The 18,859-nt window shown below is 70.3% G+C and carries 21 protein-coding genes and 1 riboswitch; of the genes, 15 read left to right on the top strand and 6 right to left on the bottom strand.

The features are described from left to right. Positions 1 to 151: 151 nt before the first annotated feature. From SLW52_RS19440 to SLW52_RS19390, 11 genes are all read left to right on the top strand, one after another. Positions 152 to 880, top strand: a complete 729-nt coding sequence (locus tag SLW52_RS19440; protein ID WP_320741012.1) for a hypothetical protein — start codon at positions 152 to 154, stop codon at positions 878 to 880. 63 nt (positions 881 to 943) lie between these two features. Continuing rightward, positions 944 to 1,525 (top strand): sigma-70 family RNA polymerase sigma factor, encoded by a 582-nt coding sequence (locus SLW52_RS19435; RefSeq protein ID WP_017913785.1) that lies wholly within the window; start codon positions 944 to 946, stop codon positions 1,523 to 1,525. Further along, a complete protein-coding gene (locus SLW52_RS19430) occupies positions 1,525 to 2,166 on the top strand; it encodes a zf-HC2 domain-containing protein (protein ID WP_153752740.1) in 642 nt (213 codons plus the stop codon). The genes SLW52_RS19435 and SLW52_RS19430 overlap by 1 nt, the downstream gene beginning before the upstream one ends. Continuing rightward, positions 2,163 to 3,491, top strand: coding sequence for a S8 family serine peptidase (locus SLW52_RS19425; protein ID WP_152244745.1), 1,329 nt, complete (start codon positions 2,163 to 2,165; stop codon positions 3,489 to 3,491). Before SLW52_RS19430 ends, SLW52_RS19425 begins: the two co-directional genes overlap by 4 nt. A gap of 8 nt (positions 3,492 to 3,499) precedes the next feature. After that, positions 3,500 to 4,306 carry a heme ABC transporter permease gene (locus SLW52_RS19420; RefSeq protein WP_295843896.1) on the top strand — a complete coding sequence of 269 codons (807 nt, stop codon included), beginning with the start codon at positions 3,500 to 3,502 and terminating at the stop codon, positions 4,304 to 4,306. After that, positions 4,303 to 4,515, top strand: coding sequence for a heme exporter protein CcmD (ccmD, locus tag SLW52_RS19415; protein ID WP_320741014.1), 213 nt, complete (start codon positions 4,303 to 4,305; stop codon positions 4,513 to 4,515). The genes SLW52_RS19420 and ccmD overlap by 4 nt, the downstream gene beginning before the upstream one ends. Further along, entirely contained in the window at positions 4,499 to 4,981 is a 483-nt protein-coding gene (gene ccmE / locus SLW52_RS19410; RefSeq protein WP_295925773.1) for a cytochrome c maturation protein CcmE, read from the top strand. Before ccmD ends, ccmE begins: the two co-directional genes overlap by 17 nt. 37 nt (positions 4,982 to 5,018) lie before the next feature. Beyond that, complete coding sequence (locus SLW52_RS19405; protein ID WP_320741015.1) at positions 5,019 to 6,989, top strand: heme lyase CcmF/NrfE family subunit; 1,971 nt, start codon at positions 5,019 to 5,021, stop codon at positions 6,987 to 6,989. Continuing rightward, positions 6,986 to 7,528 (top strand): DsbE family thiol:disulfide interchange protein, encoded by a 543-nt coding sequence (locus SLW52_RS19400; RefSeq protein ID WP_320741017.1) that lies wholly within the window; start codon positions 6,986 to 6,988, stop codon positions 7,526 to 7,528. Before SLW52_RS19405 ends, SLW52_RS19400 begins: the two co-directional genes overlap by 4 nt. Continuing rightward, positions 7,525 to 7,995, top strand: a complete 471-nt coding sequence (locus SLW52_RS19395; protein ID WP_017915625.1) for a cytochrome c-type biogenesis protein — start codon at positions 7,525 to 7,527, stop codon at positions 7,993 to 7,995. Before SLW52_RS19400 ends, SLW52_RS19395 begins: the two co-directional genes overlap by 4 nt. Next, a complete protein-coding gene (locus SLW52_RS19390) occupies positions 7,992 to 8,642 on the top strand; it encodes a tetratricopeptide repeat protein (protein WP_320741019.1) in 651 nt (216 codons plus the stop codon). Before SLW52_RS19395 ends, SLW52_RS19390 begins: the two co-directional genes overlap by 4 nt. A 37-nt stretch (positions 8,643 to 8,679) precedes the next feature. Here the strand turns inward: SLW52_RS19390 and SLW52_RS19385 are convergent, their stop codons facing one another. After that, positions 8,680 to 9,039 carry a response regulator gene (locus tag SLW52_RS19385; RefSeq protein ID WP_150409093.1) on the bottom strand — a complete coding sequence of 120 codons (360 nt, stop codon included), beginning with the start codon at positions 9,037 to 9,039 and terminating at the stop codon, positions 8,680 to 8,682. Between the two features lie 409 nt (positions 9,040 to 9,448). Next, on the bottom strand, positions 9,449 to 9,904 hold the full coding sequence (locus tag SLW52_RS19380) for a hypothetical protein (RefSeq protein ID WP_267094087.1): 456 nt from the start codon (positions 9,902 to 9,904) through the stop codon (positions 9,449 to 9,451). A gap of 778 nt (positions 9,905 to 10,682) precedes the next feature. Here SLW52_RS19380 and SLW52_RS19375 point away from each other — a divergent pair. The 3 genes from SLW52_RS19375 to SLW52_RS19365 are packed head-to-tail and all read left to right on the top strand — an operon-like array spanning position 10,683 to position 12,963. Beyond that, a complete protein-coding gene (locus tag SLW52_RS19375) occupies positions 10,683 to 11,021 on the top strand; it encodes a DUF3649 domain-containing protein (RefSeq protein ID WP_267094086.1) in 339 nt (112 codons plus the stop codon). Further along, positions 11,018 to 12,634, top strand: coding sequence for a PepSY-associated TM helix domain-containing protein (locus tag SLW52_RS19370; protein ID WP_320741022.1), 1,617 nt, complete (start codon positions 11,018 to 11,020; stop codon positions 12,632 to 12,634). Before SLW52_RS19375 ends, SLW52_RS19370 begins: the two co-directional genes overlap by 4 nt. Next, positions 12,631 to 12,963 carry a DUF3325 domain-containing protein gene (locus tag SLW52_RS19365; RefSeq protein ID WP_043091995.1) on the top strand — a complete coding sequence of 111 codons (333 nt, stop codon included), beginning with the start codon at positions 12,631 to 12,633 and terminating at the stop codon, positions 12,961 to 12,963. The genes SLW52_RS19370 and SLW52_RS19365 overlap by 4 nt, the downstream gene beginning before the upstream one ends. Before the next feature lie 14 nt (positions 12,964 to 12,977). Here SLW52_RS19365 and crcB read toward each other — a convergent pair whose 3' ends face one another. Beyond that, complete coding sequence (crcB, locus tag SLW52_RS19360; protein ID WP_017909551.1) at positions 12,978 to 13,397, bottom strand: fluoride efflux transporter CrcB; 420 nt, start codon at positions 13,395 to 13,397, stop codon at positions 12,978 to 12,980. Between the two features lie 110 nt (positions 13,398 to 13,507). Beyond that, positions 13,508 to 13,577, bottom strand: a riboswitch (Fluoride riboswitch). 1 nt (position 13,578) lies between these two features. Further along, a complete protein-coding gene (locus tag SLW52_RS19355; RefSeq protein ID WP_150409089.1) occupies positions 13,579 to 14,952 on the bottom strand; it encodes a replication-associated recombination protein A in 1,374 nt (457 codons plus the stop codon). A gap of 104 nt (positions 14,953 to 15,056) precedes the next feature. Here SLW52_RS19355 and dmeF point away from each other — a divergent pair, with 104 nt between their 5' ends. After that, positions 15,057 to 16,166 carry a CDF family Co(II)/Ni(II) efflux transporter DmeF gene (gene dmeF / locus SLW52_RS19350; RefSeq protein WP_320741024.1) on the top strand — a complete coding sequence of 370 codons (1,110 nt, stop codon included), beginning with the start codon at positions 15,057 to 15,059 and terminating at the stop codon, positions 16,164 to 16,166. A gap of 51 nt (positions 16,167 to 16,217) precedes the next feature. On the opposite strand, the gene lolA is transcribed toward dmeF, so the two are convergent. Both lolA and SLW52_RS19340 read right to left on the bottom strand, forming a co-directional pair. Then, positions 16,218 to 16,844, bottom strand: coding sequence for an outer membrane lipoprotein chaperone LolA (gene lolA / locus SLW52_RS19345; RefSeq protein ID WP_267120890.1), 627 nt, complete (start codon positions 16,842 to 16,844; stop codon positions 16,218 to 16,220). A gap of 84 nt (positions 16,845 to 16,928) precedes the next feature. After that, positions 16,929 to 18,728: a DUF3857 domain-containing transglutaminase family protein gene (locus SLW52_RS19340; protein ID WP_267122543.1), complete on the bottom strand. Its 1,800-nt coding sequence runs from the start codon at positions 18,726 to 18,728 to the stop codon at positions 16,929 to 16,931. Between the last annotated feature and the right edge of the window lie 131 nt (positions 18,729 to 18,859).

The raw sequence follows: 18,859 nt of genomic DNA, 5'->3' as shown, positions 1-18,859 counted from the left end.
ATATTCGGCGCCCGACGGGCCGGCCAGCGCGCCGCGCCCGTGCCCGATTCCTGACCTGCGAGCATCGAGCCACCGTGCGTTTGTCCCCTGCCGCCTGCGGCGCCTCGTCGCTGCTTCCCGTCGCACCCCGGCGCCACAGGGCGGACCGCGCATGCTGAGCGCACGCGCGTCCGTGCGTCCAGGCGCCAGCGCGGCATTGGCAGCAGGCCTGGCACTCGCCGCCCTGCACGCACCTGCGGCCAACGCCGGCGACATCGGCGGCGCCGCCGGGATCAGCTCGCAACTGGTCGACCGCGGCATCGCCGTGACCCGCGCTACCCCGACCCTACAGGGCGCGCTGTTCTGGCTGCCGGCGCCGGGCTGGTCGCTGAGCGGCTCGGCCAGCGTGGCGCTGGACGCGCCGGGCAAGGTGCTGATGGGCAGCGTCGGCCTGTCGCGCAGCTGGACCGTGTCCGACAGCTGGCAACTGCAGGCCGAGGCGCTGCTGTACCGCTACCCTGGCGCACGCGCCAACCGCCTGTTCAACCGCGACGAGGTCAGCCTGGGCTGGAGCTACCGCGACCGCCTGAGCCTGTCGCTGGCCGCCTTCCGCATGCCCGACAGCGGCCTGCAGCAGCGCTGGTACGGGGCGCTGGACCTGACCGCGCACCAGCCGCTGACCGGCCCGCTGTCGCTGTCGGCCGGGGTCGGCGTCAGCCAGGCACCGCCGGCGCTGTACGGACTGGAGTACACGGCGCACTATCGCTACGGCCACGCCGGGCTGATCTGGAACGCCGGGCGCTGGAGCCTGGAGGTGGACCGTGTGTTCAGCAACGCCCGCACCGGCTATGCCGACCGCGGCCTGTGGCCGTGGGTGGTCAGCGTCTCCCGCAGCTTCTGAGGCCAGCGCAACCTTTCCGTGCCGCCCCGGCACATACCGGTGCCCGTTGCCACACCTGCCCCCATGAACGACACCGACCTGCTCGGCGATGCCACCGACCGCATGCTGCTCCGGCGCATGGCCGCCAGCGACCGCGAGGCGCTGACCCGCCTGTACCGCGCCTACCACGGGCGCCTGTGCCGGTTCCTGTCGCGGCTGACCCGGCGCCCGGACATCATCGAGGAAGCGATCAACGACTGCTTCTGGATCGTCTGGCAGAAGGCCGGCGACTTCCGCGGCGATTCGCAGGTCTCGACCTGGATCATGGGCATCGCCTACCGCTGCGGGCTCAAGGCGATCCGCCACCACAGCGACGACGCCATCGACGACGGCGTGGCCGCCGAGGACCACGCCGCGGCGGCCGACCCGGACGAGGACCGCGAGCTGCGCGACTGGCTGGGCAAGGGCCTGGAACGCCTGTCGGCCGACCAGCGCCTGGTGGTGGAACTGGTCTACGGTCTCGGCCACAAGCTGGAAGAGGTCGCCGCGATCATGCAGTGCCCGGTGGGCACCATCAAAGCCCGGTTGTTCCATGCCCGGGTCAAACTTCGCAACGTGTTGCCGGGATTGGCCGGCGATGCGTCCACGCTGACGGAGAGCGCGTGATGAAAACGGGCTTCAACGAGCCGGGCAACGAGTGCGCGCATGCCTGGGACCTGATGCCGTGGGTGCTGCAGGACAGCGCCACGGAAGCCGAAAACGAGTGGCTGGTCGCGCACCTGGCCAAGTGCCGGCACTGCAGCGCCGAGTTCGCGCAGCAGAGCCGCCTGCGCATGGCCATGACCCTGCCCAGCGACGTGCCGGTGGACGCCGAGGCCGGGCTGCAGCGCCTGCTGCAGCGCCTGGACGCGCCGGTTCCGCAGGCGCCGCCGCAGCGCAGCCGCGCCAGCTGGACCACGCGGGCGCTGGTCGCCGCCGCGCTGCTGCAGGCGGTGGGCCTGGGCGTGCTGGGCATGCGCCTGTCCGCCGAGCACGAGCGCAGCACCGCCTACCGCACCCTCAGCGATGCCGCGCAGCCGCTGGCGGCCGATGCGATCCGGGTGGTGCCGGACGCGCGCATGACCCTGGCCGACTGGGACGCGCTGTTGCGCAAGCTGCAGTTGCGGGTGATCGGCGGCCCCAACGCTGCCGGCGCCTACACCGTGGTGCCGACCCAGGCCGGGTCGCCGGCGCAGCCGCAGCGCAGCGTGCAGCAGTTGCGCGCCACCGCCGGCATCCGCCTGGCGGAGCCGATCGCCGCGCCATGAAGCTGCGTCTCGCCAGCCTGCTCCTCGCCTGCCTGGGCCTGGGCGCCTGCGCCCATGCCGCGCCGGCGGCCGTCGCCGATCCGGCGCCCGCCACGGACGCCAAGGCGCCCAGCCTGGATCCGTCGCCGGCGTTGGACAGCCAGCGCCAGATCGTCCTCGCCGTGGCCAACCCAATGGCCGCGCCGAGCCGCCACGCCGGCTCCAACCTGCTCGGCTACGCCTCCGCCCGCTACTACGGCGCCGGCACCCAGGCGGTCGCCACCCTGGACGCGCTGAACAAGCGCTACGGCCTGCGCCAGGTCGCCGGCTGGCCGATCAAGGCGCTGGGGCTGTACTGCGTGGTGCTGGAGCCGGCGCCGGGCAGCGACCGCGCCGCGCTGCTGGCGCAACTGGCCAAGGACGACCGGGTGGCGCTGTCGCAGCCGCTGCAGGACTTCGGCACCTATTCGACCGACAGCCAGGCTGCGGCCGCACCGGCGCAGCCGCTGCGCTACAACGATCCCTACGTGGACATGCAGCGCGGCTTCGCCGCGACCAACGCGGCCACCGCGCAGGCGCTGAGCCAGGGCCAGGGCGTGGACGTGGCGATCGTCGACACCGGCGTGGACACCGCGCACCCGGACCTGCGCGGGCGCCTGCGCAACACCCGCGACCTGGTGGCCGCCGACCCGGGCGCGTTCAACCGCGACCACCACGGCACCGAGGTCGCCGGCATCATCGCCGCCGGCAGCAACAACCACCTCGGCATCGTCGGCATCGCACCGAAGGCGATGCTCGACGTGTACAAGGCCTGCTGGTATCCGCAGCGCCCCGGCGCCGGCGCCGGCTGCAACTCCTTCACCCTGGCCAAGGCGCTGGCGGCGATCGGCGACACCCGCACCCGCATCATCAATCTCAGCCTCGGCGGCCCGGCCGACCCGCTGCTGCGCAAGCTGCTGGAACAGCTGCTGCGCGAGGGCCGCATCGTGGTTGCCGCGATGCCGCCCAACGGCCGCCTGGACGGGTTTCCCGACGGCATTCCCGGGGTGATCGTGGTGCGCAGCAGCGCCGCCGCCCCGGCGCCGGCGGGCGTGCTCAGCGCGCCGGGCGAGGACATCCTCACCACCCAGCCCAACGGTGGTTACGACTTCACTTCCGGCTCGTCGATGGCCACTGCCCACGTCAGCGGCGTGGTCGCGCTGCTGCTGGCACTGGCCCCGCAACTGGACGCGCGCAGCGTGCACGACCTGCTGCTGCGCACCAGCCGCACGCGCGACGGCCTATTGCAGGTCGACGCCGCCGCCGCGGTACAGGCGTTGCCGCGCAGCGCGCCCCTCGCCCGCTGAAGACCTCCATGCGTTCCTGGATCCCGCTCTGGTTGCACCGGCTCGGCGCGCCGCCGACCTTCTACCGCGTGGCCGGCGCGGTGCGCCCGTGGAGTCTGGCCGCGGCCGTGCTGCTCGGCGCCGTGGCCTGTTACGGCGGGCTGGTGCTGGCGCCGCCGGATTACCAGCAGCATGACGCCTACCGCATCATGTTCGTGCACGTGCCATGCGCGTGGATGAGCCTGTTCGTCTACGCCGCGATGGGGGTGGCCGGCCTGGTCGCGCTGGTGTGGCGGGTGAAACTGGCGGAAATCGCCTGCATGGCCTCGGCGCCGATCGGCGCGGCCTTCACCTTCGTCACCCTGTGCACCGGCTCGCTGTGGGGCCGGCCGATGTGGGGCACCTGGTGGACCTGGGACGCGCGGCTGACCTCGGAACTGGTGCTGCTGTTCCTGTATCTGGGCGTGATCGGCCTGCACCGTGCCATCGACGATCCGCGCCAGGGCGCGCGCGCCGCCGCGCTGCTGGCGCTGGTCGGACTGATCAACCTGCCGATCGTGCATTACTCGGTGGTGTGGTGGAACACCCTGCACCAGGGCTCCACGGTGCGCGTGCTGGGCCCGTCGAAGATGCCGCTGTCGATGCTGTGGCCGCTGCTGACCGGCGTGGTCGCCAGCAAGTGCTACTACGTCGCCAGCCTGTGCGGGCGCATGCGCAGCGACCTGCTGGCGCTGGAGCGCGGCAAGGCCTGGGTGCGTGCGATCGCGTTGCAGGCCGCGCCGGTGCCGGCGACGCCCGCCGATGTCGTGCCGCTGCCCGCGGAACACGCGGCATGAGCGGGTTCTGGGCGATGGGCGGCTACGCCGTCTACGTGTGGAGCGCGTACGCACTGGTCTTGGTGGTGCTGATTCTGGACAGCGTGCTGCCGCGCCGCCGCCAGCGCCGCCTGCTCGCCGGCATCCGTGCGCAAGTGGCGCGCGAACAGGCACGCCGTGCCCGCGGCAACGTTGCGATCAACGGAGCGCACGATGCATCCCACCCGTAAGCGCCGCCTGCTGCTGGTGCTGCTGTTGCTCGGCGCCGCGGCGCTGGCCACCGGCCTGTTCGTGCTGGCCCTGCAGCACAACGTCAGCTACCTGTTCACGCCCAGCCAGGTGCAGGCCGGCGCGGCCAGGGACTACCGGGTGTTCCGGCTCGGCGGCATGGTCAAGGCCGGCTCGATCACGCGCAGCGCCGATGCGCTGCAGGTGCAGTTCACCGTGATCGACAAGGCCGGCGCCACCGCGGTCGCCTACACAGGCATCCTGCCCGACCTGTTCCGCGACAACCAGGCAGTGATCGCCACCGGCTCGATGCAGGGCGCGCGCTTCGTCGCCACCGAAGTGCTGGCCAAGCACGACGAGACCTACATGCCGCAGGAACTGAAGGACGCGATGGCGCAGGCGCATGCCGATCGCGCCCACGTCGGCAGCAACACCGCGGCGGCCGCTGCGGCGACGGCAAGGCCATGAGGCCGATCGCGCCCCACCGCGCCGGGAACGACGCGCGATGAGCGCCGAACTCGGCCAGTGCGCGCTGATCCTGGCCCTGCTGCTGGCATTGGTGCAGGCCGTATTGCCGCTGCTCGGCGCCTGGCGCGGCCAGCGCGCCTGGATGGCGGTGGCGCGGCCGGCCGCCTACGCCCAGGCCGGCTTCGCCTGGCTGGCCTTCGGCCTGCTCGGCTACGTGTTGCTGCAGTTGGATTTCTCGGTGCGCTACGTCGCCGCCAACGCCAACCTGGCGCAGCCCTGGTACTACCGGCTGGCCGCGGTGTGGGGCGCGCACGAAGGCTCGCTGCTGCTGTGGATCGCCATCCTCAACCTGTGGACGGTGGCGCTGGCGCGCAGCGGCCGGCACTTGCCGGAGGCGTTCGCCGCGCGCGTACTCGGCGTGCTCGGGCTGATCTCCAGCGGCTTCCTGGCCTTCGTCCTGTTCACCTCCAATCCCTTCGTGCGGCTCTCACCGATGCCGCGCGACGGCAGCGAGCTCAATCCGGTGCTGCAGGACCCGGGCATGGTGCTGCATCCGCCGGTGCTGTACACCGGCTATGTCGGCTTCTCGGTGGCCTTCGCCTTCGCCATCGCCGCCCTGCTCGGCGGCGAACAGCAGCAGGCCTGGGTGCGCTGGGCGCGGCCGTGGACCAATGTCGCCTGGGGCTTCCTCAGCGCCGGCATCGTCGCCGGCAGCTGGTGGGCCTATGCCGAGTTGGGCTGGGGCGGCTGGTGGTTCTGGGACCCGGTGGAGAACGCCAGCTTCATGCCGTGGCTGGTCGGCGCCGCGCTGATCCACACCCAGGCGGTCACCGAGAAACGCGGCGCGCTCGGCGCCTGGACCCTGCTGCTGTCGATCCTGGCGTTCTCGCTGTCGTTGCTGGGCACCTTCCTGGTGCGCTCGGGCGTGCTGACCTCGGTGCACGCCTTCGCCGCCGACCCGCGTCGCGGCCTGTACATCCTCGGCTTCCTGGTGCTGGTGGTCGGCGGCTCGCTGCTGCTGTACGCGCTGCGTGCGCCGCGCCTGGCCGCGGGCAAGCCGTTCGCCGCGCTGTCGCGGGAGACCGCGATCCTGGTCGGCAACCTGATGCTCAGCGTGGCCGCGGCGATGGTGCTGCTGGGCACGCTGTTCCCGCTGCTCGGCGATGCGCTGCGGCTGGGCAAGATCTCGGTCGGGCCGCCCTACTTCGGCCTGCTGTTCCCGCTGCTGATGCTGCCGGTGGTGCTGCTGTTGCCGTTCGGTCCCTACCTGCGCTGGGGCCGCACCGAACCCGGCGCACTGCGCGCGGTGGCCGCGCGCGCCGGTCTGGCCGCACTGGCCTGCGCGCTGCTGGCGTGGCTGTTGAGCGCAGGCACGCTGCGCGCGGTGGCCGGCGTCGCCGCCGCGGTCTGGGTCGGCGTCGGCACCGCGTTGTATGCACTCACCCGCTGGCGCAGCGCGCCGCGTGGCCGGCGCTTCCCCGCCGAACTGGCCGGCATGCTGCTGGCGCATGCCGGGGTCGCGGTGTTCGTGGCCGGTGTGCTGTTGTCGGACAGCCTGTCGGTGGAACGCGATGTGCGCCTGGACCCCGGCCAGAGCGCGCAGATCGGCGCGCACAGCTTTCGCTTCGATGGCGTGCAGTTGATCGATGGCCCCAACTGGAAGGCCGAGCAAGGCACGGTGAGCGTGCTGCGCGACGGCGCCCTCGTCGCGGTGCTGCACCCGCAGAAGCGTCTGTACAGCAGCGAGCGGATCCAGACCGAGGCGGCGATCGACGCCGGCGTGCTGCGCGACCTGTATGTCGCCCTCGGCGAGCCGGTCGACGACCAGCACATCGAATACGGCTGGACCCTGCGCCTGTACGACAAGCCCTTCATCCGCTGGATCTGGGCCGGCGGCCTGCTGATGATGCTCGGCGGTTTCGTCAGCGCTGGCGCGCGCCGCTTGCGAGCGCAGCCGGCTGCGGCGAGCGCTACCGCGCCGGCCGCGCTCGCCGGAGCCACGCCATGAGCCGGCTGCTGCCGCTGGCCGCGTTCGTGCTGCTGGCCGCGCTGTTCGGGTTCGGCCTGTGGTGGAGCCGCAGCCACGACCCGCGCGAGGTGCCCTCGCCGCTGCTGGGCAAGCCGGTGCCGGCGTTCGCGCTGCCGCGCCTGGACCGCCCGGACCTGCGCAGCGGCAGCCAGGCGCTGCGCGGCCGCCCGTATCTGCTCAACGTGTTCGGCAGCTGGTGCATGGCCTGCAGCGAGGAGCATCCGCTGCTGATGGCGCAGGCGCGGCAACTGGGCGTGACCCTGGTCGGCTATGCGTACCGCGACGATCCGCAGGACACCGCCGCCTGGCTGGCGCAGCGCGGCAATCCGTATGCGCTGGTGCTGGTGGACACCGGCGGCCAGCGCGCCATCGACCTGGGCGTGTACGGCGCTCCGGAAACCTTCCTGATCGATGCCGACGGCGTGGTCCGCTACAAGCACGTCGGCGTACTGACGCCGCAGGTGCTGGCCGACGAACTGCGTCCGGCGATTGCCGCGCTCGACGGAGCACGTCGATGAGCGTGCTGGTCGCACGGACGCGCAGGCGCACGCCGTGGTGGCGGCTGTTGGTGCTGCTGTGGCTATTGGGCGGTGCAGTGCCGGCCTTCGCCCAGGCGGTGGACCCACTCCCCTTCAAGGACCGCGCGCAGGAACAGCGCTTCCAGCACCTGACCGCGCAGTTGCGCTGCCTGGTGTGCCAGAACGAGAACCTGGCCGACTCCGACGCGACGCTGGCGCGCGACCTGCGCCACCAGGTGTTCGCGCAACTGCAGGCCGGGCGCAGCGATGCGCAGATCAAGCAATACATGGTCGATCGCTACTCGGCCTTCGTGCTGTACGACCCGCCGCTGGCGCCGGGCACCTGGCTGCTGTGGTTCGGGCCGGCGCTGTTGCTGCTGGGCGGCGCCGCGATGGTGCTGGCGACGCTGCGGCAACGCCGCCGCGCCCTTGGCGCCGTCACGACGGAAGCGGAGGACGCCTGGTGACGCCCGGCTTTCTGCTCGCCGCCGCCGCGATGCTCGGCATTGCCCTGTTCGCGGTGTTGCGCCCGTTGCTCGTCCAGCGTTCCGGCGCAGGTCGGCAACGCGGCGTCGCGCTGCTGCTTGCGCTGCTGCTGCCGTTGCTGGGCGCCGGCCTGTACTGGCGCATCGGCACACCCGCAGCCCTGGCCGGCGTCCCGCTGCAACCGCTGCCGCCGCCCGCGCCGGACCAGACCGCGCAACTGCTGCAAGGCTGGCTGCAGCAGGCCTGGGATGCGCAACAGGCGCAGCACCCGCACGAAGCGCAGCAGGCCTATGCGCAGGCGCTGCGGGTCGCCCCGGACAACGTCGAGGCCCTGCTCGGCTGGGCCGAGACCGACATGGCGCAACGCGCCGATCTCACGGTGGGCAGCGCCGCACGCGCCATGCTCGACCGGGTGCTGGCGCAGCAGCCGGACAACCAGCGGGCGCTGTGGATGCACGGCATCGCCGCCTTCCAGCAGCAGCGCTATGCCGATGCGGCCGGCGACTGGCGCCACTTGTCGACCTTGCTGCCGGCGTCGTCGCCACTGCGCGAGGCGGTGACGCAGAAGATCGCCGCCGCCGACGCGATGGTCGCAAAAACAGGTGCAGCGGCCGCCACACCACACTGATGCGAGCACCAGATCACACCGGCGCTCGGTGGTCCACTCACAGCGCGGACGCGATCTTCTCCTTCAGCATGTCCGCATTGAACGGCTTGACGATGTAACCGCTGACACCGGCTTCGCGGATCTCGATCACCTTGTCGCTGCGCCCCTCGGTGACCGTCATCAGGAACGGCGTGCTTTTCAGTTTCGCGTCGCTGCGAACCGCCCGCAGCAGCTCCAGCCCGGTCATCGGCGCCATGTTCCAGTCGGAAATGACCAGGCCGATCTTCTCCGCCCGCATCGCGGCCAGCGCCGCCTCGCCGTCGGCTGCTTCGACGATGTCGTCATAGCCGAGTTGGCCCAACAGCATGCGGATGACGCGCCGCATCGTGCGGTAGTCGTCGACAACCAGAATCTTCATGACGTTCCCAGGCAGTCCGATGGCAGGACCGATGGTGGAGGAGTCCTGCCCCCGATGCCACCGACCAAGCCGGGTACCTGGTTTGAGAGGCCGGGACAACGCGAAAAAACGGGATGAAACGTCACGAAACCTAGTGATGGCGCGGCTTTCGGCGCCACGCGGCCGCCGACGCTGAGCTGCGGCTTAGGCTTGCGAAATCGGCGCCAGACTGGCGAGAGAGACACTTGAAATGAAAAACGCCGCCCCCGAGGGAGCGGCGTTCTATGGGCGTTTGAAGGTCCTACCAGGTGTAAATGTCTGAACTGACAGGGTGCATGTCAGGGTAAAATTTCAGCAAAGAAAAACGGCCTTTTAGGCCCGTTTTTTTGGTCGCAGATTCCTTGCCGCAGATGTCGAAGATACGCTTAGCTCAAGCCCCTTCGGAGCCGCAGGCTTTCCTAGCGTACTTGTAGTCGACCAACACCCAAGTGCCTCCGTTCGAGCCAGAAACGAACTTGTAGCTCCACGACTGGGAGACGCCACCAGTGCAGTTCGAGACGGAATATGTGTCTCCGGGCTGTCCGGGGGGTAGCGGGCCCGGCGGGGCATCCCCAGGCGACTGCGGGCGTACGCGACCGTCCGTTGTACGGGTATATGTGACGGTAACGTCCTGTAGCTTATCGAACTCCCCGATCAGATGCCCGTTTACATACTGAGCATGCTGCCGAAGCCAAGCCACAACCGCCTGCTGCTCAGGAGACTTGTCGGCATAGGTTGCCGTGGTCGTGATGATGAATGGCGACGAGGGGGCAGCGCCGGCGAAAAGGGGGGCAACGAGAAGCTGAGCCGCGAATACAACTTTCAGCAGGTTCTTTGCGAGGTTCATGGTGATCTTCCATGGCGGATAGGCGCTTACACCAAAACGCTATTCCCATCCATAACCAGCCACAAGACCTGGTGACATTTGTCTACCAGATAAGCCATTCAGCTAGACCAAAGCGAGGTCTCTCAGCCCTGGAGATCGACGGCGATAGCATTAGCCCATGCTTCCGGACGACTTCCAGTGGGACCCGGAAAATCAGTGGCGCCAGCACTGGCTGAGGTGTGGCAGGGTGATCGTCGCTGGTATGAGCACGACTGCATTTGGTGGGATATGGATTGGCAGCGTCAGTCAATCGGCACGAGGAGCGCTCAGCACACTACGCCTACTTCGGAAAGCGGGAGGTGGCCCCGCGTATGGCCGAGCGATGGGCATGCGCATGCGCATGCGCGGTCCGAATACGCCATGAGATCCTGACGGGCAGCCGCCGACTGGCCGCCTGAGAGGCCGGCCAGTCGGGAAGAAGCGGATGCAGCGCCGGCTAAGGGGATAGGCTCCCAGCCCGCCAGGGCTGCACGGCCCGTTTTACTAATCGGAGGCTTCTCATTGATGGGCCTTCAAAGGGACTTCAAACTGGCCTGTAGGACTTTGCAGACCATGTGTCCCGGCTTCGCAAACCATATGTGCGCTTACACCGGGGGCAACCTGCAGACGCCGCAGTGCCGATCCACCTGCACATTGCGCCGAAAATAGGAATGCGTATCATTAACGAACTGACCGCCTCGCTGCCATCCCGCTCCGCCTAGCCCTGTCGCCAAGCCGGTGCCTCTCCCGACGGGCCCCCATGCATCCAGTTCCGCCAGCGCCGCCGCGCCTCTCCACGCCGCCCACCGCCGCCTCGCGCGGGCTGCCGCCCTGGCTGGGCGTGCTGGCGCGGACCCTGGCCGCGATCGTCGGCGGCTATGCGCTGGCCGCGGCCACGTCCGTGCTGCTGCCATTGCTCTGGCCATCGGTGCGTGCGCAGGCGGTGTTGAGCGGCATGATGCTGGGCATCCTGGTCTGCGCCTGCACCGCGCTGTGGGCGTTCGCCGCGCGCAGCGCCGGGCGCGCCTGGCTGGGCATCGCCGCGCTGCTGGCGCCGATGGCGCTGGCCATCGCCTGGCTGCAGCAGCACGCGCCATGAAGCAGGGATTCCGCCAATCGATGGCCTGGCTGCACACCTGGAGCGGCCTGCTGGTGTCGTGGGTGCTGCTGCTGATCTTCATGGCCGGCACCGCCAGCTATTTCCGCAACGAGATCAGTCAGTGGATGCGTCCGGAACTGCCGCGTGCGCAGCCGAGCACCGACGTGGTCGCCGCCCGCGCGGTGGCGCTGCTGCAGCGCGAGGCGCCACGGTCGCCGCAGTGGTTCGTGTCGCTGGCCAACCCGCGCGCGCCGTTCACCGACCTGTTCTGGCGCAATCCGCCGCCGGCCGACGGCAGCCGCCCGAGCCGCAAGGAACTGTTCGGCAACGCACTGCTCGACCCGGTCAGCGGCGAGGCCAGCCAGACCCGCGAGACCCGCGGCGGCGACTTCTTCTACCGCCTGCACTTCGACCTGCACTACATCCCGGCGGTGTGGGCGCGCTACATCGTCGGCTTCTGCGCGATGTTCATGCTGGTGGCGATCATCAGCGGCGTGATCACCCACAAGAAGATCTTCAAGGACTTCTTCACCTTCCGCCCGGCCAAGGGCCAGCGCTCGTGGCTGGACTTCCACAACGCCAGCGCGGTGCTCGCCCTGCCCTACCACGCGATGATCACCTACACCGGGCTGGTCACGCTGATGTTGATGTACCTGCCCTGGGGCATCCAGACCGCCTATCCCGACGCCGAGCAGGCGTTCTATGCCGAGGCCTTCCAGGAGCCGCAGAACCTGCGCGAGGCCAGCGGCACGCCGGGGCACATGCTGCCGATCGCGCAACTGCTGGACGTGGCCCGCCGCGAATGGGGCGCGCAGGCGCCGATCGCCGGCTTCACCGTGTACAACGCCGGCGACGCCGCCGCGGCGATCCAGATCCGTCAGGGCGACGGCCAGCGCCTGGGCTACAGCACACCGTCGCTGCTGCTGGACGCGGCAAGCGGGCAGATCCTCGGCCGCAGCGGCGAACTCGGCGCCGCCGCGGAAACCCGCAGCACCCTGTACGGCCTGCATCTGGCGCACTTCGCCGGTCCCTGGCTGCGCTGGCTGTTCTTCGGCTGCGGCCTGCTCGGCTGCCTGATGGTGGCCAGCGGCGCGATCCTGTGGGCGTTCAAGGAGCGGCCCAAGCACGCCAAGGCCGGCCGCATCGGCCTGGGCCTGCGTCTGGTCGACGCGCTCAACATCGGCACCGTGGCCGGGCTGCCGATCGCCTTCGCCGCCTATTTCTGGGGCAACCGGCTGCTGCCGCTGCACCTGGAATCGCGCCCGGAAAGCGAAGCGGCGGTGTTCTTCCTGGCCTGGGCGGCGGCCCTGGTCGCGGCGCAGGTGTGGCCGAAGCGCGCGATGTGGGCCTGGCAGCTGTATGCGGGCGCGGCGCTGTTCGGCCTGCTGCCGCTGCTCAACGCCCTCACCACCGATGCGCACCTGGGCGTGAGCCTGCTGGCCGGCGACTGGGCGCTGGCCGGATTCGACCTGGTCTGCCTGTTACTCGGTATCGCGCTGGCGCTGGCCGCGCGGCGCATGCAGCGCTGGCAACCGCCGCTGTCGGCGGCCGAACGCCGCGCCCGCGACCGCGGCGGATCTGGCAAGCCGGTCCTGGCCACGGAGGCCGCATGACCGTCCTCGGCCTGTGCCTGGCCTTCTCCGGCTTCGTCGCGCTGTGCCTGGGCATGGAGAAGCACCAACTCGACCTGTACGGCGCACGCCGCGCCACCGCGCCGCGCCTGCGGCAACTGCAGGCCGCCGGCTGGCTGCTGCTGGGCACGGCGTTCGCCTGCTGCGTGGCCGCGCGCGGCTGGGGCATCGGCCCGGTGCTGTGGGTGGGCTCGCTCAGCGCCAGCGCGGCGCTGCTGACCCTGGGCCTGCTGCCGTACCGGCCGCGGCTGATCGTGCCGCTGGCGTTGCTGGCGCCGCCGCTGGGCGTGGGCGCGGCCCTATTAGGCTAGGCGCCCCGCCTCGCTCAGCGGTCGGCGGTCACCGTCGGTGCCCGCAGTTCGGCCGCGGTGCGCGCGCCGGCGAACACCAGCACCAGCCCCGCCGCCAGGGTGATCGCCAGGTACAACGGCACCATGCCGAGGCGGCCGTTACGCACGAACACCATGCTTTCCATCATCAGCGAGGAGAACGTGGTCAGCCCGCCGACCAGGCCGACGATCAGCAGCGCCCGCCAGTACGGCGCGCTGGCGCCGCGGCCCTCGATCCACACCAGCAGGAAACCGCCGACGAAGGCGCCGGCCAGGTTCACCGCCAGCGTACCCCACGGGAAGCCGGCGCCGTAGCGCTGCAGCAGCGCACTGCCCACCGCGAAACGCAGACCGGAGCCGACCGCACCGCCGGCCATCGCCAGCAGCAATTGCTGCCACCACAGGGTCAGGTTCATGCGCGCCTCCGCGAAACGAACGCGGGAGCGGCAGCAGAAAAAAGAGAAGGAACGGGCATCGGATTCTCCACAAGGACGATGCCGGGGCGCATGCCTGCCACCCCGGCGGGGGTTGGGCAGGCATCATCAGCGCGCAATGCTGCGGGCGGTTCGAGGAGGAATGCCATCTCCTGTACGCCGATTATGAAGCCGATCGCCCGGCCTTGTCAGCCCGCGCCTGCTCGCGCGCAGCGCGCAGGCGATCCAGCTTGTCCTTGAGCTTGATCTCCAGGCCGCGTTCCACCGGCCGGTAGTAGACGCGCTCGCCCATCGCATCGGGAAAGCCGGTCTGGTCCAGGGCGATGCCGCCTTCGGCATCGTGGTCGTACTGGTAATCCGCACCGTAACCCAGGGTCTTCATCAGCTTGGTCGGCGCGTTGCGCAGGTGCAGCGGCACCTCCTGGGTGCCGGTCTCGCGCACTTCGGCCTTGGCCTGGTTGAACGCGGCATAGCCGGCATTCGACTTGGCAGTGCTGGCCAGGTACAGCACCAGCTGCGCGAAGGCCAGTTCGCCTTCGGGGCTGCCCAGGCGCTCGTAGATATCCCAGGCTTCCAGCGCCATCGACTGCGCGCGCGGATCGGCCAGGCCGATGTCCTCGATCGCCATGCGGGTCAGCCGCCGTGCCAGGTAGGACGGGTCGCAGCCGCCATCGAGCATGCGCGTGAGCCAATACAGCGCCGCGTCCGGATTGGAGCTGCGCACCGACTTGTGCAACGCCGAGATCTGGTCGTAGAACTGCTCGCCGCCCTTGTCGAAGCGGCGGGTGCGGTCGGCCAGCACCTGCTGCAGGGTCTGCGCGGTGATCTCGCCGCCCTCGTCCTGGGCCAGTTCGGCGGCGATTTCCAACAGGGTCAGCGCGCGCCGCACGTCGCCGTCGGCGGCGCCGGCGATCTCCAGCAGCGCCGCATCGGAGACCCGCAACGGCTCGGCGCCGAGCCCACGCTCTGGATCGTGCAGCGCCCGCTGCAGCGCCTCGGCGATGTCCTGCGGCGACACCGCCTCCAGCACGTGCACGCGGCAGCGCGACAGCAGCGCCGAATTCAGCTCGAACGAGGGATTCTCGGTAGTGGCGCCGACGAACAGGATGGTGCCGCGTTCGATATGCGGCAGGAACGCGTCCTGCTGCGCCTTGTTGAAGCGATGCACCTCGTCGACGAACAGCACCGTGCGGCGCCCGTCGGCGAAACGCTGCGCGGCCTCGGCCAGCACCCCCCGCACCTCCGGCAGGCCGGACAGCACCGCCGAGATCGCCTTGAACTCGGCCTCGGCGTACTGCGCCAGCAGCAGCGCCAGGGTGGTCTTGCCGCAGCCCGGCGGCCCCCACAGGATCATCGAATGCACCCGGCCGGACGCGACCGCACGGCGCAGCGCACTGGTCGGCGCCAGCAGGCGCTTCTGCCCGACCATCTCGTCGAGCGTGCGCGGACGCATGCGCTCGGCCAGCGGGCGCATGGCCTCGCGGTCCACGCTCAACAGGTCGGGGGTATCGGAAGCGAAGGGTCTGCGTTTGGCCATCTGCCCATTCTATCGCCGAGGCCCGTATACGCCGTGCCGCAATCCTGCGTGGCACCGACGCCAGCGCTAGAATCGCGGCGCCTCCCTGCCCGGCCGACCCCGCCATGAGCCACCACGACACCCTGGACGCGTTCACCCATCAGCACGACTTCCTCGGCACCCGCCACGAGCGCAATGCGCGCCGGACCTGGTCGGTGGTGGCGCTGACCGCCGCGATGATGCTGGTGGAGATCGTCGCCGGCTGGTGGACCGGCTCGATGGCGCTGCTGGCCGACGGCCTGCACATGGCCACCCACGCCGGGGCGCTGTCGCTGGCGGGCTTCGCGTACTGGTTCGCGCGCCGGCACCGGCACAACCCGCGCTTCACCTTCGGCACCGGCAAGGTCGGCGACTTGGCCGGCTTCTCCAGCGCGCTGATCCTGGCGCTGATCGCCCTGGGCATCGGCGTGGAGTCGGCACTGCGCCTGGCGCAGCCGGTGCACATCGCCTACGACGAGGCGCTGTGGATCGCGGCGCTGGGCCTGCTGGTGAACCTGCTCAGCGCCTGGATGCTCGGCGCCGATCACCACCACGATCACGGGCATGGCCATGGCCACGGGCACGGGCACGGGCATCATCACGACCACGCTCATGCCGCGCACCGGCATGGCGACCATGCGCACGCGCACCACGATGGGCACGACCACGATCATGCGCACGGTCACGGCCATCACCACCCGCACGATCACCACGGTCACGCGCATGCCCATGCTGCGCAAGCGCACGCGGGCAGTCACGACCGGCACGCGCACGCCGACCACAACCTGCGCTCGGCCTACATGCACGTGCTGGCCGACGCGCTGACCTCGGTGATGGCGATCGTGGCCCTGTTGCTGGCCAAGTACCTGGGCTGGACCTGGACCGATGCGTTAATGGGCATCGTCGGCGCCATCGTCATCGCCCGCTGGTCGCTGGCGCTGCTGCGCGACACCGGCGCGGTGCTGCTCGACGCCTCGGCGCCGGCGGCGCTGCAGGCGCAGATCCGCGACCGCCTGCAGCAGGACGACGAGCGCATCGCCGACCTGCACGTGTGGCGGGTCGGCCCCGGCCAGCACGCGGCGATCGTGTCGCTGGTGACGCACCGGCCGCGGCCGGCGGCGTTCTACCACGCCCGCCTGCAGGGCGTGGCCACGCTGGGCCACGTCAGTATCGAAGTGCAGACCTGCCCCAACTGAGCGGAAAGGCCGCCGCGCACCGACCCGGCGCGCGGCGGCGGGGCGGCCGGCTCAGCGGTCGCCGACCACGTCCACGTCCTTGTCCGGGACGTAGCGGAAGGTGCCGGCGGTGAAGGCCGGATTGCGCTTCCAGTCGCTGAAGCTGATGTCGGTGCGCTGGCCGACCGGATCGACCACTTCCATACGCGCCAGGCCGTTGCGGTCGAAGCCGAGCTTGGCCATCTGGAAGCTGGCCTCGGTGTCCACCTTCGGGGTCATGGTCAGCCACTGCAGCCCGTCGCGGGCCACCGCCTCTTCGCTGACGTCGTACTGGCGGTCGAGCCGGCCCGGATCGATCAGCGCGGTCAGCGGGCTGTTCTGTTCCTCGCTGCCCTGCGCGCGCACCGTGGCCTGCTTCAGGTCTGGGTCGTAGACCCAGACCTTGCTGCCGTCGGCGACGATCAGCTGGGTATACGGCTTGCGGTACTCCCAGCGGAACAGGCGCGGCGCCGACAGCGCGACGCGGCCGCTGGAGCTTTCCTTCAGCGTGCCCTTGCCGTCGTAGACCTTCTGCGCGAACTGACCGTCCAGGCCCTTCAGCCCGCGGGTGAAGGCGGTGAGGTCCTCGCGGGCGCCGGCGAAGGCGGAGCCGGCCAGCAGCGCGGTGGCGAGGACGGTGTAGCGGAGTGTGCGAAGCATGCGGATGGGTTTCCGGATGGAGTGTGGGAAGTGTGACGCGCCGCGCCTGAATAGGCGATCAGAGGATGGCCGGCCGCGCCAGGTCTACGGCCCGGTCTGCATCCGGCCGAGGTCGCCGTACAGGATCTGGCCGCGGAAGCCGCGCCGCACCTGCTGGTACAGCTCGCGGAAGGCGGCGTAGTCCTGCGGCTCGCACAGCGCCGCCGGGCCGTGGATCGCGCGGCGGTGCAGCGTATGCGTGGCGGTCACGGTCTGCCCGTCGCGCACCCAGGTCGCGGCGTACTCGCCGGCGGCGTTGCGGAAATGCGTGTCGGCCGGAATCGCGATGATCGGCACGCTGTCCGGGAAGGTCAGCCGGTAGGTCTCGCTGCGCGCGTTGTCGTTGCAGTAGAACGGGGTCAGGTTGCGCTCGGCCGAGGCGGTGCTGTAGACCCCGCGCACCGAATCGGCGCCGGGCATCAACGGCAGGCTCATGCCGCCGACCACGCCGAAGTCGACGTAGTCGTGGGCCTGGAAGCGGTAGGCGTAGCCGAACGGCCGGCTCAGGTCCTGCGGCGTGCCCTGCAGCAGCAACTCGCCGCTGCCATCGAAGCCGGACGCGGCGACGATCGATTCCTCGATGCGGGTGCGGTTCTGCGCGTTGAGCTGTACGAACATCGTGCGCAGGCCGACCTCGCCGACGTCGCCGCTATCCAGCCTGGTGATGCCGCTGACGCCGCCGTCGGCGTCGAAGCGGTAGTCGGTCTCGGCCAGGTAGCGGTTGCGCTTGGCGTCGTCCGGCGGCGTGCGCGCCACGGTGCCGTCGGCCGTGTGCAGCACCGGCGCGCCCAGATCGCCGGCCGGCAACTGGCCGAAACGCGCGTATGGGCTGGTCGAATCCACGTACAGCTTGAACTCGGGCAGATAGGTGATGGCGTGGTTGAACCGGCCCAGCACCGGCACCTCCGGCAGGGTCGGCCCGCCCTGCGCGCCGATCAGCACCGGCGTACTGGCGATGCCCTTGGCCGCCAGCAGCGCTTCCAGCACCACGGTGTGGTCTTTGCAGTCGCCGTAGTGGTTGTCGAGGATGCTGTCGGCGCTGTTCGGCTGCAGCCCGCCGTTGCCCAGGTACACCGCCACGTAGCGGATGTTGCGCGCCACCCACTCGTACAGCGCCGCGGCCTGCGCGCGGCGATCGACGATGCCGGCGGTGATCTGCTCGGCGCGGGCGCGCACCTTGGGCGTGACCTGCGCGGCGGCGGCACTGCTGTGCTGGTAGGCCTGGGCCATCTGCGACCAGCGGCGGAAACTGCTGGCCATGATGGTCGGGCTGAATTCCCAGGTGGCCGCCGACCAGTTCTGGCTCTTCATCGGCTCGCGGCGGCTGTAGCGCCACTCCCAGCGGGCCTGTTCGCCGTCGATCGTCGGCGTATCGCTGCCCTGCACGCCGCGCGTGTACAGGTGCATCTGCAGGCGCCGCGGCGCCACCAGGGTCACCGTGGCGTCGTCGTACTGGGAGAACACGCTGAAGGTCTCCCACAGGCTGAAGTAGCCGGGGAAGTACGGCACGTTCTGGGTGCGCCGCACCCGGTACACCAGGCGCGCGCCGGGCATCAGGTTGGGGAACACCACCACCTTGACCTTGCGGTCGGCGTACATCGCCGCCGTCGCGCTGGAATAGCTCTCCTGGGCATAGATCTTGTCGGCCGGCACGTCGTGGCGCAGCCCGTCCGGAGTCAACGTGTAGGCGGCCAGCACCTCCAGCGTCTCCAGCTTCTCGCTGTAGCCCAGCCGCACCTGGCTGAACTGGTCGACGCCGGCCTTGGTCTTGAGCAGCAGCTCGTACTCGTCGGTCTCGACGCTGGTGGCGTCCTCGCGCACCTCGTAGTCGGCGCGGTAGCGCACGTAGCTGTAGTTGTTGCTGACCACGGGGGCAGTCGCCGCGCCCGCGGTCTGGTCGGCATTGGAATGCGCGGCCGGCGCCGGTTGCGCGCCGGCGAGGCCGGACAGCGCCAGCAGCGCCGCGCCGAACAGCC

The sequence above is a fragment of the Xanthomonas sp. LF02-5 genome (genome assembly GCF_034105325.1).
Lineage (GTDB): Bacteria > Pseudomonadota > Gammaproteobacteria > Xanthomonadales > Xanthomonadaceae > Xanthomonas_A > Xanthomonas_A sontii.
Note: the sequence above shows the minus strand (reverse complement) of the source record. Positions and strands in the feature narration are given on the sequence as shown.

Excerpts from the sequence above, each read along its gene's own strand:
- SLW52_RS19395 (WP_017915625.1), top strand. The coding sequence starts at position 7,525 with ATGAGCGTGCTGGTCGCACGGACGCGCAGGCGCACGCCGTGGTGGCGG.
- SLW52_RS19400 (WP_320741017.1), top strand. The coding sequence starts at position 6,986 with ATGAGCCGGCTGCTGCCGCTGGCCGCGTTCGTGCTGCTGGCCGCGCTG.
- SLW52_RS19405 (WP_320741015.1), top strand. The coding sequence starts at position 5,019 with ATGAGCGCCGAACTCGGCCAGTGCGCGCTGATCCTGGCCCTGCTGCTG.
- lolA (WP_267120890.1), bottom strand. The coding sequence starts at position 16,844 with ATGCTTCGCACACTCCGCTACACCGTCCTCGCCACCGCGCTGCTGGCC.
- ccmD (WP_320741014.1), top strand. The coding sequence starts at position 4,303 with ATGAGCGGGTTCTGGGCGATGGGCGGCTACGCCGTCTACGTGTGGAGC.
- dmeF (WP_320741024.1), top strand. The coding sequence starts at position 15,057 with ATGAGCCACCACGACACCCTGGACGCGTTCACCCATCAGCACGACTTC.
- crcB (WP_017909551.1), bottom strand. The coding sequence starts at position 13,397 with ATGAACCTGACCCTGTGGTGGCAGCAATTGCTGCTGGCGATGGCCGGC.
- SLW52_RS19430 (WP_153752740.1), top strand. The coding sequence starts at position 1,525 with ATGAAAACGGGCTTCAACGAGCCGGGCAACGAGTGCGCGCATGCCTGG.
- SLW52_RS19370 (WP_320741022.1), top strand. The coding sequence starts at position 11,018 with ATGAAGCAGGGATTCCGCCAATCGATGGCCTGGCTGCACACCTGGAGC.
- SLW52_RS19380 (WP_267094087.1), bottom strand. The coding sequence starts at position 9,904 with ATGAACCTCGCAAAGAACCTGCTGAAAGTTGTATTCGCGGCTCAGCTT.
- SLW52_RS19425 (WP_152244745.1), top strand. The coding sequence starts at position 2,163 with ATGAAGCTGCGTCTCGCCAGCCTGCTCCTCGCCTGCCTGGGCCTGGGC.
- SLW52_RS19385 (WP_150409093.1), bottom strand. The coding sequence starts at position 9,039 with ATGAAGATTCTGGTTGTCGACGACTACCGCACGATGCGGCGCGTCATC.
- ccmE (WP_295925773.1), top strand. The coding sequence starts at position 4,499 with ATGCATCCCACCCGTAAGCGCCGCCTGCTGCTGGTGCTGCTGTTGCTC.
- SLW52_RS19435 (WP_017913785.1), top strand. The coding sequence starts at position 944 with ATGAACGACACCGACCTGCTCGGCGATGCCACCGACCGCATGCTGCTC.
- SLW52_RS19365 (WP_043091995.1), top strand. The coding sequence starts at position 12,631 with ATGACCGTCCTCGGCCTGTGCCTGGCCTTCTCCGGCTTCGTCGCGCTG.
- SLW52_RS19355 (WP_150409089.1), bottom strand. The coding sequence starts at position 14,952 with ATGGCCAAACGCAGACCCTTCGCTTCCGATACCCCCGACCTGTTGAGC.
- SLW52_RS19375 (WP_267094086.1), top strand. The coding sequence starts at position 10,683 with ATGCATCCAGTTCCGCCAGCGCCGCCGCGCCTCTCCACGCCGCCCACC.
- SLW52_RS19440 (WP_320741012.1), top strand. The coding sequence starts at position 152 with ATGCTGAGCGCACGCGCGTCCGTGCGTCCAGGCGCCAGCGCGGCATTG.
- SLW52_RS19420 (WP_295843896.1), top strand. The coding sequence starts at position 3,500 with ATGCGTTCCTGGATCCCGCTCTGGTTGCACCGGCTCGGCGCGCCGCCG.